Source organism: Bradyrhizobium sp. (genome assembly GCF_019242285.1).
GTDB lineage: Bacteria > Pseudomonadota > Alphaproteobacteria > Rhizobiales > Xanthobacteraceae > Bradyrhizobium.
Window position 1 is genome coordinate 14,974 of the sequence record NZ_JAFAVV010000413.1, and the last position, 13,472, is coordinate 28,445.

General features: G+C 64.5%; 14 protein-coding genes. 5 read left to right on the plus strand and 9 right to left on the minus strand.

Annotated features, from left to right (window positions below; genetic code table 11):
- The first annotated feature begins 73 nt into the window (after positions 1-73).
- Complete coding sequence (locus JOY90_RS16020; RefSeq protein WP_291692089.1) at positions 74-1,393, plus strand: polysaccharide deacetylase family protein; 1,320 nt, start codon at positions 74-76, stop codon at positions 1,391-1,393.
- Here JOY90_RS16020 and JOY90_RS16025 read toward each other — a convergent pair.
- The 3 genes from JOY90_RS16025 to JOY90_RS16035 are packed head-to-tail and all read right to left on the minus strand — an operon-like array spanning position 1,390 to position 3,814.
- On the minus strand, positions 1,390-3,219 hold the full coding sequence (locus tag JOY90_RS16025) for a carbamoyltransferase (protein WP_291692090.1): 1,830 nt from the start codon (positions 3,217-3,219) through the stop codon (positions 1,390-1,392). The genes JOY90_RS16020 and JOY90_RS16025 overlap by 4 nt on opposite strands.
- A 3-nt stretch (positions 3,220-3,222) precedes the next feature.
- Positions 3,223-3,372, minus strand: coding sequence for a DUF5989 family protein (locus JOY90_RS16030; RefSeq protein WP_291692106.1), 150 nt, complete (start codon positions 3,370-3,372; stop codon positions 3,223-3,225).
- Positions 3,373-3,388: 16 nt separating this feature from the next.
- Positions 3,389-3,814, minus strand: a complete 426-nt coding sequence (locus JOY90_RS16035; RefSeq protein WP_291692091.1) for an SxtJ family membrane protein — start codon at positions 3,812-3,814, stop codon at positions 3,389-3,391.
- A 157-nt stretch (positions 3,815-3,971) separates the two neighbouring features.
- Here JOY90_RS16035 and JOY90_RS16040 point away from each other — a divergent pair, with 157 nt between their 5' ends.
- Positions 3,972-5,147: a hypothetical protein gene (locus JOY90_RS16040; RefSeq protein ID WP_291692092.1), complete on the plus strand. Its 1,176-nt coding sequence runs from the start codon at positions 3,972-3,974 to the stop codon at positions 5,145-5,147.
- A gap of 11 nt (positions 5,148-5,158) precedes the next feature.
- Here JOY90_RS16040 and JOY90_RS16045 read toward each other — a convergent pair whose 3' ends face one another.
- Positions 5,159-5,533, minus strand: coding sequence for a hypothetical protein (locus JOY90_RS16045; RefSeq protein WP_291692093.1), 375 nt, complete (start codon positions 5,531-5,533; stop codon positions 5,159-5,161).
- Between the two features lie 130 nt (positions 5,534-5,663).
- Here JOY90_RS16045 and JOY90_RS16050 point away from each other — a divergent pair, with 130 nt between their 5' ends.
- Positions 5,664-6,776, plus strand: a complete 1,113-nt coding sequence (locus JOY90_RS16050; RefSeq protein WP_291692094.1) for a tripartite tricarboxylate transporter substrate binding protein — start codon at positions 5,664-5,666, stop codon at positions 6,774-6,776.
- An 81-nt stretch (positions 6,777-6,857) separates the two neighbouring features.
- Entirely contained in the window at positions 6,858-7,118 is a 261-nt protein-coding gene (locus tag JOY90_RS16055; protein ID WP_291692095.1) for a hypothetical protein, read from the plus strand.
- Between the two features lie 209 nt (positions 7,119-7,327).
- Here the strand turns inward: JOY90_RS16055 and JOY90_RS16060 are convergent, their stop codons facing one another.
- Positions 7,328-8,032: an STN domain-containing protein gene (locus JOY90_RS16060; RefSeq protein WP_291692096.1), complete on the minus strand. Its 705-nt coding sequence runs from the start codon at positions 8,030-8,032 to the stop codon at positions 7,328-7,330.
- A gap of 327 nt (positions 8,033-8,359) precedes the next feature.
- Positions 8,360-8,482, minus strand: coding sequence for a hypothetical protein (locus JOY90_RS16065; protein ID WP_291692097.1), 123 nt, complete (start codon positions 8,480-8,482; stop codon positions 8,360-8,362).
- A 208-nt stretch (positions 8,483-8,690) separates the two neighbouring features.
- Here JOY90_RS16065 and JOY90_RS16070 point away from each other — a divergent pair, with 208 nt between their 5' ends.
- Positions 8,691-9,914 (plus strand): MFS transporter, encoded by a 1,224-nt coding sequence (locus JOY90_RS16070; RefSeq protein WP_291692098.1) that lies wholly within the window; start codon positions 8,691-8,693, stop codon positions 9,912-9,914.
- Between the two features lie 45 nt (positions 9,915-9,959).
- Here JOY90_RS16070 and JOY90_RS16075 read toward each other — a convergent pair whose 3' ends face one another.
- The 3 genes from JOY90_RS16075 to JOY90_RS16085 form a co-directional block, all read right to left on the minus strand.
- Positions 9,960-10,781 carry a sugar phosphate isomerase/epimerase gene (locus tag JOY90_RS16075; RefSeq protein WP_291692099.1) on the minus strand — a complete coding sequence of 274 codons (822 nt, stop codon included), beginning with the start codon at positions 10,779-10,781 and terminating at the stop codon, positions 9,960-9,962.
- 1,563 nt (positions 10,782-12,344) lie between these two features.
- Positions 12,345-12,875, minus strand: coding sequence for an Ldh family oxidoreductase (locus tag JOY90_RS16080; RefSeq protein ID WP_291692100.1), 531 nt, complete (start codon positions 12,873-12,875; stop codon positions 12,345-12,347).
- Positions 12,876-12,882: 7 nt separating this feature from the next.
- Positions 12,883-13,437 carry an Ldh family oxidoreductase gene (locus JOY90_RS16085; RefSeq protein WP_291692101.1) on the minus strand — a complete coding sequence of 185 codons (555 nt, stop codon included), beginning with the start codon at positions 13,435-13,437 and terminating at the stop codon, positions 12,883-12,885.
- Positions 13,438-13,472 lie beyond the last annotated feature (35 nt).

The following is a 13,472-nucleotide window of genomic DNA, read 5'->3' on the forward strand; positions in this document are numbered from 1 at the left end:
CGGGCAATTCACGCTGCGTTCATGATGCAACGGAGATCGTCCGTCCTCGGACTTGGAATGCGGGCTGTGTTTCATGAGCGGTAGTCGTTGGGCTGGCGTGTGGCCGTCGTCGTTGACGGTGTTGTGCCTTGGGGTGCTCGCTCTCCATGCCGGGAGGGCCACCGCCGAAACCTGTCCCGGCCATCCCGATGCGCTCGGCACCTCGCGCACGCTTGTCGTCGATCCCCGCGAGCATCCCCGGATCGGCACGATGCAGTATCGTGAGACGCTTCCGCTCAGGGATCACGAGGTGGTGCTGACCTTCGACGACGGTCCGCTGCCGAAGAACAGCAGCCAGGTGCTGCAGATCCTCGCCGATCAGTGCGTGAAGGCGACCTTCTTCATCATCGGCCAGCAGGCCCGCGCCAATCCCGACGGTGTGCGCAAATACGTCGCCGAGGGCCACACCATTGGTACCCATACCCAGAATCATCCGCTGGCGTTCCAGCGCATGCCGGCCGACAGGATCAAGCAGGAGATCGACCAGGGCATCGAGTCGACGAAGGCGACGCTCAGCGATCCGGCCGCTCTGGCACCGTTCTTCCGCATGCCGGGCCTGAACCGTTCCGATGCCGCCGAGGATCATCTGGCCTCGCTCGGCATCCAGGTCTGGAGCGCCGACTTCCTCGCCGACGATTGGCGGCGCATCCCCGCCTCGCGCGTCTACGAACTCGCGATCAAGCGGCTGGAAGCCAAGGGCAAGGGCATTCTGCTGCTGCACGACATCCAGGCGCGCACGGTCGCGGCGCTGCCGTGGATCCTGCATGAGTTGAAAGCGCGCGGCTATCGCATCGTCCATGTCGTGCCGGCCACGCCAGCGCAGCCCGCAACGCCGGCCGGGCCGGAGCAATGGCAATTGCATCCGCCGTCGGAGAACGTGGCGATCTCGCATTGGCCGAGAATTCCGACCTTCATCTACGCTCATCCCGAAGCGGATGCCGCGCCCGCGCCCCCGGATTTCGGCACGTTGGACGCATCATTGCCGCTGTCGGCCGAGCCGATCGCGCGCGCCAGGCGGCACGGCGTGCCGCCGCCTGAGCCAGCGTCATGGCCTTATCCGGCCGCGTCGTCGACGCAGGACTCCGTCGTCTCGTTGCCCGTACCGGCGGCGACGGTTTTCAGCATCCCGGAAACGGCCCGCGCAACGCTCCAGCCTTTCCCGTTCCTGCGGCGTCATGCTGATGATCAGCCGGCGACGACCGCGGAGGTCAAGGGCGACGCCACGCCGGTTCCCGCCCCGAGACGGCAAGTCCGCGGCCGCTTCGCGCATGGCCGTCATCTGCCGCAGCGGCGCGTTCATGCCGAGGCGGGCGGCCGGCCTACGGTCCGGATCGCCACCCTGAGAAGGCGCTAATCGAGCTCAAAGGCGGAGCTGTAGTCCTGCTTGAGCGCAGGGTCCTGCTCCGGCTTCCTCAGCATGCAGTTGCCGACCACGAGCAGATCGAGCTCGTTGCCCATGAAGCAGCGGAACGCATCCTCGGGCGTGCAGACGATCGGCTCGCCGCGCACGTTGAAGCTGGTGTTGACCAGCACCGGGCACCCCGTCAGCGCCTTGAACTGCGTGAGCAGGCGGTGAAACAGCGGATTGGTGTCGGCGCTGACCGTCTGGATCCGCGCGGAATAATCGACATGGGTCACGGCCGGAATTTCCGAGCGCGCGACGTTCAGCTTGTCGATGCCGAACAGCGCCTCCTCGTCCGCGCTCATCGCCCGCCGCTTGTCCGTCCTGAGGTCGGCGACGATCAGCATATAGGGGCTGTCGGAATCGAGCTCGAACCAGTCGGCGACATCCTCGCGCAGCACCGCGGGCGCGAACGGCCGGAAGCTTTCCCGATATTTGACCTTGAGATTGAGATTCTTCTGCATGGTCGGCGAGCGCGGATCGCCCAGGATCGAGCGCGCGCCGAGCGAACGAGGACCGAATTCCATGCGGCCCTGGAACCAGCCGACCGCGAGCTGGTCGGCCAGCGCCCGCGCAGCAGCAGCGACCATCTCCGCCTCGTCGAGGACCGAGAAGCGCGCGCCGGCCGCCGCCAGCCTGCGCTCGATCTCGTCTTGTGCGAATTCGGGGCCGAGGAACGCGCCCCTCATCGCATCCGCCGGTGCCGCGACGCGCGGCTGGGCCTTGAACTGGTGGTAGGCGGCGAGCGCCGCGCCGACCGCGCCGCCGGCGTCACCGGCGGCGGGCTGGATCCAGATCCGGTCGAACTTGCCGTCGCGCAGCACCTTGCCGTTGGCCACGCAGTTCAGCGCCACCCCGCCCGCCAGGCAGAGATTGCGCGCCCCGGTCTGCTCGGCGAGGCTGCGCGTCAGCCGCAGCACGGCCTCGTCGAGCACGGCCTGGATCGAGGCCGCGACGTCCATGTGGAACGGCGTCAAGAGCTGGTCGGGGCCGCGCACCGGCGCGCCGAACAGTCTTGCAAACCGCTCGTTGGTCATGGTGAGCCCGGTGCAATAATCGAAATAGGACAGATCGAGCCGGAACGAGCCATCGGGCTTGAGGTCGACGAGATTGTCCAGAATGAGCTGCGCGTATTTGGGCCGGCCGTACGGCGCGAGCCCCATCACCTTGTATTCGCCCGAGTTGACCTTGAACCCCGTGTAGTAGGTAGCCGCAGAGTAGAGCAGCCCGAGCGAATGCGGAAAGTGGATTTCCTGGAAGATCTCGAGCTTGCTGCCGTCGCCGATCGCCGCCGAGGTCGTCGCCCATTCGCCGACGCCGTCCATGGTGAGCACCGCGGCCCTGTCGAACGGCGAAGGAAAGAACGCCGACGCGGCGTGGCTCAGATGATGCTCGGTGAACAGCAGCCGGTCGGCGGAAAACGCCTCGTCGAACGCCTTCAACTGCTTGCGCAACAGGCTCTTCTGGAACAGCTTCTCCTTCAGCCAGAGCGGCAGCGCCATCCGGAACGAGCGAAAGCCTCTCGGCGCGAGCGCGATGTAGGTTTCGAGCAATCGCTCGAACTTCAGGAACGGCTTGTCGTAGAAAGCGACGTGGTCGACCTCGGACAGTTTCGCGCCGGCCGCCTCCAGGCAATAGCCGATCGCATGACGCGGAAACGACGGATCGTGCTTCTTGCGCGTGAAACGTTCCTCCTGCGCGGCGGCGACGATGCGGCCATCCTCGACCAGCGCGGCGGCGCTGTCGTGGTAGAAGGCGGAAATGCCGAGGATGCGCATGGCTCAGAACAGCGTGTAGATGAACGGCGCGAACACCGTGCCTTTGGTCAGCACGACGAGGCCGCCGAATACGACCATCATGATCAGGATCGGCAGCAGCCAGAATTTCTTCCGCGCCCGCATGAAGCGCCACAGTTCGGCCAGGAAGTCCATCATGTGAAATCCACCCTCAGAACTGGTCTCTCATCGACTCCGGCGCGGGGCCGGGCTCGCGCACGATCCAATAGCTTTCCGCAGCCGGCTCGCGTTTCAGGCGCAACAGGTCCCTGCCCCGAAGACGCATCACGATTCCGGTCGGCCAGATCGTGCCGTAGAACAAAAGTCCCATGACGATCGGATTGACGATCTTGTGCAGGACGAGGCCGAGCCGCATCCACAGGCGGTTGAGCGGATGGAGCGCGGATGGCGCAAGCCAGGCGGCCAGCAAGAAGACGAGTGCGAGGCCCAACTCCCACGGCCACAGACGCCCTCGATGCCAGCCGTTGAGCAGGCTCACGACCAAGAGCGCCGCCGCCATCACCAGACCGAAGCTACGGTCCGAGCCCGGCGCGGATATTTCTTCCCGAACAAAGCTTTCGTGAGTTGACTGGCCCATCACAGCTGCCACAAGACGCCATTGCGGCTCGTCTTATTTCGCAGCGACCGAACGGGTGCAAGTATCACGGATCGTTTTTTTCCGCCTCATTATGGCCCGCTTGCGATGAACTGGAGAGATCTCATTGGCGCCACCAGGTGCGCGAACGGTAAAGGCGATGCCGGACAGCCCACTCTCAAAGGCCTCATTCAAGTCGGCGTCCGCGCTCAGGCGCATGCTGACCGGCGTCGTGATGGTCCTCTACTGCCTCGGGCTGTTCGTGCTGTTCGACTTCGCCTATTCCACCTTCATGCACGGCCAGGAGCGCGAGCGCAGCGCCCGCGTCTACGACCCCGTCTACGATCACGGTCTTGCGCCCGGATTCGACGGCTATGACGTCTGGGGCGAGGTACGCTACCCGCTGTTCACCAACAGCCTCGGCTTCAAGGACGGCTCCGCGCGTGATGTGCCGATGCGGTCCGACGCCCACCGGATTCTGCTGATCGGCGATTCCTTCACGGAAGGAATCGGGATGACCTGGGAGGATTCGTTCGCCGGCCTGCTCGCGCAACGAGGCGAGAAACTATCCGACAAGGTCGAGTTCCTCGACGCCGGCGTCGCCTCCTATTCGCCGAGCATCTACTACAGGAAGATCAAGTACCTGCTTGATCGCGGTCTGAAGTTCGACGAGGTCGTGCTGTTCTCCGATTCTTCCGACGTCGAGGACGAAGCGACGTCCTATTTCTGCATCGACGACGACCCGAAATACCATCAATACTGCACGACGCCTCCCGGCGTCGTTCCGCCTCCCGCCATCAAGCGCGATTTCTTCATCGATCATTTCGCCGTCACCAACCGCCTGCGCATCACGGTGAAGCGCTGGCTGCAGACGCTCAACGGCAACAAGCGGAGGAGAATCGAGACCGACCACAACCGGATCGGCTGGACCACGCCGCATCCGGAAGCCGTCCGCTACCAGCCGCTCGGGGTCGACGGCGGCATTGCGCGGTCGCTCCAGAACATGGGCAAGCTGTCCGATCTCCTCGCAAGCCGCGGCATTCCGCTGACCCTCGTCGTCTATCCGTGGGCCCAGCAGATCGCGCAGAACGACCGCGACAGCCGCCAGGTCCGGCTGTGGCGGGATTTCTGCCCTGCCCGGTGCAAGGCCTTCATCGACCTGTTCCCAGTGTTCTTCGCGGCCACCGACCGCGACAAGGACTGGTATGAGCACCTCTACATCGTCGGCGACGACCACTTCTCCGCCGACGGCAACCGGATGATGTACGAAGAACTGACGAAGCGGCTGCTGCCCGGCGAGGCATCTCAAGGCGAGCTGGAATCCGGCTCACCTTGAGCGACCTATCCTCACTCGGTCACGATCTTGGCGACGCAAAGCAGCGTGATGGCGGCCAGGAAGAACAGATCGATGAAGGACTTGATCTCGCCGTCGCGGCGCAGCTGCGCGACGTCCTGGACCGTCTGCTTGCGCAGCGGCGATTGTGCCCCACCCTCGGTGATCAGCGCGATGATACGCCGCGCCTCGGCTTCCAGCCGCTCGATGCGTCCGAAGAAGTGGAAGGAGCGCAACGCCGAAGCCGCGCGCAAGGCGGCATACAGCAGCACCACGATGGCCAGCACCGCCCTGTTGCTGTATTTCTCGATGTAGTTCAGGCTCATATATATCGCAGCCAGAAACGCGAAGTTGGTGGCAAAGCGATAAGCGAAGCTAAAAAGTCTCATATGGGTGCTCTTATGGGTTGGCGGTACCCAAGTAGTCCTTCGTATTTTCGGTTCACGCAAGTCCAAAGCAACCCGCAAGAACCCCGCACAGGGGCAATCTACGCAAAGGCCGTAAACAAGAAGGCAACGCTTGGCGGCCGACGCACCGCGCGAAGCTGATCGCCTCGAAACAACCAAGAATGGCGGCCTGCTCCTTCCGTTTGCAACTTCCGGGATTTTCGTCCATGCGTGGAACCAGGACGATGGCAGGTTCGATCCCGAGGCGACCGTGAGGCGACGCGACGTGCTGAAATACATGGGAGGCGCGGCCGTGCTGTCGGCCGGCGTGAAGCCGGTCGCGGCGGACGCGGCCTATCCGGACCATCCCGTCCGCATTCTTGCGGGCTTTTCGGCCGGCGGCGGCGTCGACATCACCGCGCGCCTCATCGGGCAATGGCTGTCCGAGCGCCTGGGCCAGCCGTTCATCACCGAGAACCACACCGGCGCCGACGGCAACATCGCGACCGAAGCGGTGGTCAAGGCCTCGCCCGACGGCTACACTCTGCTGCTCGCGACCCTGCCCAACGCCGTCAACGCCTCGCTCTACCCGAAACTGAGCTTCGTCTTCCTGCGTGACGTCGCGCCGGTTGCCGGCGTCATCCGCGTGCCCATGGTCGTGCTGGTCCAACCCTCGGTTCCCGCGGCCAGCATCGCGGAACTGATCACCTACGCCAAGGCCAACCCCGGCAAGATCAACATGGCGTCCGCCGGGATCGGCAGCGCGCCGCACATGGCGGGCGAATTGTTCAATGCGATGGCCGGCACCAACATGGTCCATATTCCCTACCGCGGCCAGGGGCCGGCCATGGCGGATCTGCTCGGCGGCCAGGTGCAGGCCCTGTTCGCGGCGGCGCCGGGAACCACCGACTACATCAAGAGCGGCAAGCTTCGCGCGCTCGCGGTCACCACGGTCTCGCACGCCGAGGTGCTGCGCGATCTGCCGACGATCGCAGCTTCCGTGCCCGGCTATGACGCGAGCCAATGGTACGGCATCGCCGCGCCGGCGAAGACGCCTCCCGAAATCGTCGAGCGGCTGAACAAGGAGATCAACGCCGCCTTTGCCGACGCAACCATGCAGTCACGCTTCGCCGCGATCGGGGGCGACGTGATGCCGGGATCGCCGGCCGATTTCGGCAAGCTGGTGGCCGACGAAACCGGGAAATGGGCCGGTGTCGTCAAGTTTGCCGGCCTCAAGGCGGAATAGGCCGCGCAAAAGCCACACCTCCATGGCGGATTTGTCGGGACCGGGGTAGAATTTGATCACCACGATAGGTGGGGTGAGCGAATGCCGAGAAAGGGAATTACCGGCCACGACGAATGGGTGGTTGTCGAAGCATTGGCGACGGCTTTGGTCGCGTTGGAGCAGCTTCCCGAAAAGCACCAGCCGCGCACGCACATGGAGGACATCCGGAAGCTGCTCGCCCACGGTCGCGAGCCCGCCGCCGTCAGCCTGCACCTGGCGCAGGCCAAATGCCGGCTGTTCCCCAACCGCAATCCGCTCTCGATCTACGAGGAATACGGGATCAACAGCGACGCTTACGGCTAGGGCGTTTTCGAGCGAAGTGGATACCGGTTCGCGTGAAGAAAACGCGTCAAAACAAAAGAGCTAGAGCTTCCGTTCCGACTCCATCGGAACGGAAAAAGCTCTAGAACTGCCGCCGAGCCTGCTCGAGTCCCTCGGCGCTTGAAAAATTCCAGACGCTCGCGCGGCCCGATGGAGCGGTGCGTGTCGGTGCTTTCCGTCCGAGGCAGCCCCTATTGGATCTTGCTGCGCTCCTCCTCGGTCAGGAGTTGCGTCTCGTTGGGAGACAAGGAGCCGGCGCCGACCACCTGAACCGAGCTGAGCGGGTTCTGGGTCCGTGGCCCGACTGCGGGATCGCAACCAGCGTCGCAGGGACGCCGATTGGGGGTATCTTCTCCTTCCGGCGCGCCGCCGAAACCCAGGAACTCGACGATGATGACCGACGCCCGCTCCTCTCGTCCGTTGTCGCCGGCCGGCGCCTCGATCGCCTTCGTGGAGGCGAGAATCTCGGAGCGCTGGACGATGCCGGAGCGATCGATCCAGAGCCGCACCACAGACCTGTATTGCCCCGGACGGGTGCCGGCGTGTTTGCAGAGGACGCGCACGACCGCAGCCTGGATCGCCGCGAAATAGCTTTCCCGCACGAGGTCCACCGCCCGCCCCGGCGTTGGCGAAGCCGGCACGAGCGCAAGCGCCGTCGGCGTTGCGTAGCGCACTGTCAGTCCGGTCCTGTCCAGCAAGGATTGCAACGCTGCCGCCGGGCTGAAAACCCCCTTGACGGACGCGGACATGCGTCCGGTGGACAGACTGCCGTCGACGAGAATGCTGATGCCGGTCGCAGCGCTATACTCGCTCAGCGCCGTGGACAGCTCTTGCGAGGGGATGTCGAAGCTACGTTGGCCGTTCGACGGCTCGGGCGCGGCATAGTCCCCGGCCATCGCGACCGCAACAGACCCGGCGAGAAGCCAGGCCTGCCCGGTCCAGCACAGAACGTGGCTGACCCAACGCGCTCTCTCGCCGCGGCCAGGAATCGCCACCGACCGACAAGCCGTTCGAGCCTGCCTCGGCACTCCCGGACCACCACGCCTCATCGCATACGGACTTCCAATGCACCCAACCGCGCGGCCGGTCGACTTCGACCCTCCGACTTCCCGGCACAGCTATCCCCGGTTTCATTATGGATATGTGACAGGGCCTCGATCCTGCCACAGGATTCGGAGTTCGCCGTCGCGCGTGTGGCGGTCGGGCTTCACCTCATCGAGCCGTCACGTCGCGGCAACGATCATGACCGCCGCCCCGGTCGTGAAGCGGGCAACGAGGCCGATGGCAAGGCCCGCCGAGCGCCTTGTACACAACCCCTCCATGTCCATTTCCGCATTGATCCGCATCCTCGCGAGCCGCTACGTTCTGATGTGACGCTGAACGGTCGGGCGCCGCGAATCGATCGGGGGAGACGCGGATCGCTCTCGGTCGATCCAGAGCTCCTGTGCGCCTTTGTCGCGAATAAGGGTGAGAGAGGACGGCCCCACGGCCATTCGATGATTGAACCGCACGGGCTCGCAAATCGGCACCGCCACGGTGCGCACAGACGCCGGCATGCCATCGCTTCCTGACAGGACGACCATCGGCGCCATGGTCACATTGTCGATCGCGCAAGTGATCGGCTGGGGCACGATCAGCCTGCCCGCGATCATCGGCAGGCAGATTGCCGCCGATCTGCAGATGGACCTTGCATCGGTGTTCGCCGGCACATCGACGCTCTACGTCGCCATGGGATTGTGCGCACCGTGGCTGACCGGGCCGTTTGTTCGATTTGGCGCCCGGCGCGTGATGGTGGCGGGGACAATCGTGGCCGTGCCCGGCTTTCTGCTGCTTTCGCTCGCACAAGACCCCCTGCTCTATTTTGCGGCCTGGGGGATCCTCGGCGCCGCCGGCAGCGCGTCGCTTTCGACGGCCTCCTACATTGCGCTCCACGAAATCGTCGGACAGAACGCCAGGCGCGCGATCGGCGCGCTGATGCTGGTGACCGGCCTGTCCAGCAGCGTGTTCTGGCCCATCACGTCGCTGCTCACCGACGCGGCGGGCTGGCGGACGGCGTGCCTCACCTACGCGGCCGTGATGCTTCTGCTCTCGGCTCCGCTCTACGCATTCGGCTTGCCCGCCCGCCGCCTGCCGGTCGACCAGCCTGCGCCGCAAAGGACCGCGCCGACCCCGGCCGCGATCCCGTCACGGAGCACGTTCCACCTGATCACGGCGGCCAGCGGATTGAACGTCGTCGTGACGCTCGGCATGGGCGCTCTGTTGGTCGAGCTGTTGAAGGCGGAAGGACTTTCGCCGTCGCAGGCCCTCGCGCTGGGTTCGCTGCTCGGCATCATCCAGGTCAGCGCCCGCGCGATCGACTTCATGGGAGGCGCGCGCTGGGATGCCATTACGACCGGCCTGGTCGCCACCATTATCCTGATTACCGCGATGCTCCTGCTGATGATGAGCCATGGACAATTTGCGGCCATCGCGGGCTTCGTCCTGCTCTATGGCATCGGCAGCGGAGCGCTTGCCGTGGTTCGGGCGACGATGCCGCTCATCTTCTACGACAAGGCCGCGTTCACGAGGGCCTCATCGCATATCGCGCTGCCGCTCAACCTGATCTCCGCCGCCTCGCCTCCAGTTCTTGCCGGGATGTTGTTGCGTTTCGGCAGCCATGCCCTTCTGGGATTCACTCTGGCACTGTCATGCGCCGCACTCACGTTCCTGATGTTGCTGCGCCATCGGCGGCCGGGATTCACGGCCGGAGAAGTGAGGGGTGCGGATGAAACAGCATGAGCGGCCGTGGCTTCTCCGTCCCTTCAAGTAAAGGGAGCGGATGGGCTACTCGGCGAGACCGAGTGAAGCGAGATAGGCCGCGCCGGCGCGCACGTGATCGTGGTTGCGCAGCTCGATGATCAGGCGCGGATTGGAGTTGAGGCGTCCGAGTGACCGGAACACCGCCGTCCAGCGGATGTTGCCTTCGCCGGGCGCCCAGTGACGGTCGGCATAGCCGTCGGTGTCCTGGAGATGGACGTGCGTCAGCATGTCGCCGGCGGCTTCGACATAGTAGTCGACCGGCGGTGCGCCGGTCGAGCAATGCGCGTAGTTCGCATGTCCGGTATCGAGCGAGACACGCACCTTGGCGCTATCAAGCGCCTTCGCCAGAACGACGCGGTCGTGCGGATCCTTGTCCTCGATGTTCTCGATGACGATCTCGCAATTCGCCTGCTCGGCGGTGGCGATCACATCGCTCAGCGTTGCGCGAACACGCTCGACGAGATTGGCGCGATTGTCCGGCAACATGTCCAGATTGTTGTAGTCCCACGTCGTGAACGGAGAGTGGATCACCATCTGCGTCGCGCCAAGATAGTCGGCGACTTCGAGGCCTTGCAGCAGCCGCTTGGTAACGGCGCGGCGGATCATCGGATCATGACTGTCGATCTTGAAGCCCCAGAACGGGCCGTGGATGCCGACGCGGCCGGTGTGGCCGTCGAGCATGGACTTGATCTCGTTGGCCGTGCCCCGCCAGTCGCCGTCGAGCAGATCGGTGCGAAAGAAATCCTGGATTTCGAGATCGCGTTGCCGTTCCAGCAGCCAGTCGCGATGCGCGGGGATCGATTTGACGGAGAGCGCGGCGCCAAGAACGGGCAACGTGGTCGACATGAGGATTCCTCGAGCTTCGCGTGAGCCCGAGCGCTAGCGAAGTTCGATGACGCCCCGGTGAAGGCGTGTGGATGGAGCGCTGCGACATATCGAGCGGTCGCGACCTCGCCGCAGGCCATTTATTGTGCAGGAAGCAGCCTGGTTGCGCGCGACCTTCGGTGTCTCGCCGAACCGAACAGCCCGGCGCCATCGCATTGGCGCTTGGCGCACGGACGAAACGCAAGGCCAAGGCCGGTCAAGAAGCCGGGCGCCTGATTTTGACTCCTTGTCCAGCCCTTCGGATAAAAATAAACTACTTTCCTGTTTACCGAATTTGCGGCATGATCCGCCCGTCCCGCCTCACTCGAGGGGCGTATCGCGATCGTCACGGACGTTGAGCGCGGGATGCGATGGGCGGGTCGGGCTGCAGCGTGGTCTCCATGCGGACGAACAGCACGATGCGCACGGCCAAGTCGCGTGGTCCTGGCGCCCCGGTGCTGGCGTCAAGGTCGCTCGGACACGACGAGTCCGGCGGCCGACAGGGGCAAGAAAGCCGGTCCCTGGGGAGAGCGCGAAGTAAGCCGTTAAAACCGTTGCGCGGGGAATGCCGGGATGTCTCGGCTGAACCTGTGGTGACTGCCGCCTGCGTTTTTTGTTGCAGGCGGGCCATGGGCGAGGCCAGCGCCCGGCATTCCCTGCGCCCTCTGCTTCAGCGGAGGGAGAAGCAAGGCCCGGAACCCGGACGCCAGCGCGCCGCGGGATGGTGGTGTCATGCCTCCGCTGAACGTAACAGGAACATTGGGTGGTGCGCTCGGAGGGCGGTCGCATTGGCTTTAACATCAACGACTTGCGGCGATGGGCAGACAGGTTGAGTGCGCTTCAGGCCCATAAGGAACATTTCGAAACAGCTCCTCCATCGCGTGCAGTACCCGCAGGGCAGATAGTCGTCGCGGCTTAGCTCTTTCTCACCATGGCCTTTCGGCCACGATATGGCTCGAGCACAAGGTCGATCGCCATTGGGCATGATGAGCCGTATCCAATCCTGCAGCGCCCGCGACTGGCTACTACAATCCGGCGTTGGTAGACGGCCGATCAGGTGCGCACCCTACGGGACAAGCAGAAACCGCCCCGTCACCGCGAGAAGAAACTTGGCGGCGACGTCGTCATTAGGCTGCCGGTCCCTGTTCTTGCAGAACACCGTGGGGATTCCACACCGCCCATCGAAAGACGCACAAACTAGTGGGCGCTGATGCAGATACGGCCGCATCCTCCAGCAGGGCGAGCCAGTGGTGAGGCCGACGGTCGCCGCTTTAGCCAAGGCGTAAGCCGACAGAGCCGGCGCACGCATCGATGCGACCGACGACATGTTGACGATCGAAGCGCTCCGGGCGCCACCCGCTCGGATCGCTTCCCCCGCTTAGGCAATCGTAACCGCCTGTGGAAAATCGTAGATCTGGTAGCGGCGGCCCACTACATCGTTAGACCCACCAGTCCACACGCTCTGTTTCCTACCGAGGGACAGCGCAATGCCGCGCCCATTCGCTGCCATTCCGAGTGCTGCCCTGAGGAGACTAGCTCAATGGGCTATCGGAAACCGGCAGCGGTGGCAGCCCGGCCTTGGCAGCCGCGTCCTGCAACGCGGCCATCTCTTTGGCGTGGAACGGCACCCCGGTGCGGCGATGTTTGGCCTCTTGGCCGCCGCTCGCGCTCGCCGGGCATGATCACCTCATCGAAACCTTCCGCGGTAGGATCGGCGTGCACCCGTTGCACCAGCGTGACCATCCGTCGCGTGTATTCCTCCCGGCTGACGAACAGATCCGGCTTTATGGCCATGACAAAATGGCGGACATTCTGCGGCGCTTCGTAATCCTCGAAATGGTTGCGGACTTCGCCGCCGAAGGCTGCTCCGGAAATCACACCGCCTATCACGTCCATCAGCATCGCCAGCGCCGACCCTTTCGGGCCACCGATCGGCTGCACCGTGCCGCCATCGAGCGCAACGTTCGGATCCGTCGTTTGGCGGCCCTTGGCGTCGAGCGCGTAACCAAGCGGGATCGATTGCCCACACCGCGCCGCGCGCCGGATCTTGCCGCGCGCAGCGACCGCCGGCGACATGTCGAGATCAAACAGCGTTTGCTGGCAGGGGCTGCGACCGCGATCGGACTGGTGCCAAACAGCCCTTCTCGGCCGCCCCAGGGCGGCATCGCGCGCGATGCTTGGTGAAGACGATGCCGATATAACCTGCGTCCATCGCCTGAAGCGCATAATTGGCGGCCATGCCGAAATGCGTGCTGCGGCGCGCCGAGACGATGCCCACGCCGAACTCGCGCGCCATATCGATCGCCTCAGCCATTGCCTTGGTCGCGACCACAAAGCCGAACGCATTCTGCCCGTCGAGCGAACCGGCCATCGGGGTCACACGCTCGACCTTCAAATTCGGACGCGGGTTGATCAGCCCGCGCCTGACACGTTCGAGATAATGCGGCAGGGTTTGCAGCCCGTGGGTATCGACGCCGCGCAGATCGGCCAGCACCAGACACCGCGAAACCGTCGCTGCATCCTCCTCGGGCAACCCATGCGCGACCAGAAGCCGGCGGCCGAAGTCCTCCGCCGCTTGCGCGTCGACATAGAACGGACCCGACGCAGTCTCGGAGCTCGCTGCTTGTAGTGTCGTCATGGGGCCATCAACTTTTCACCGGGATCTCGCGGACT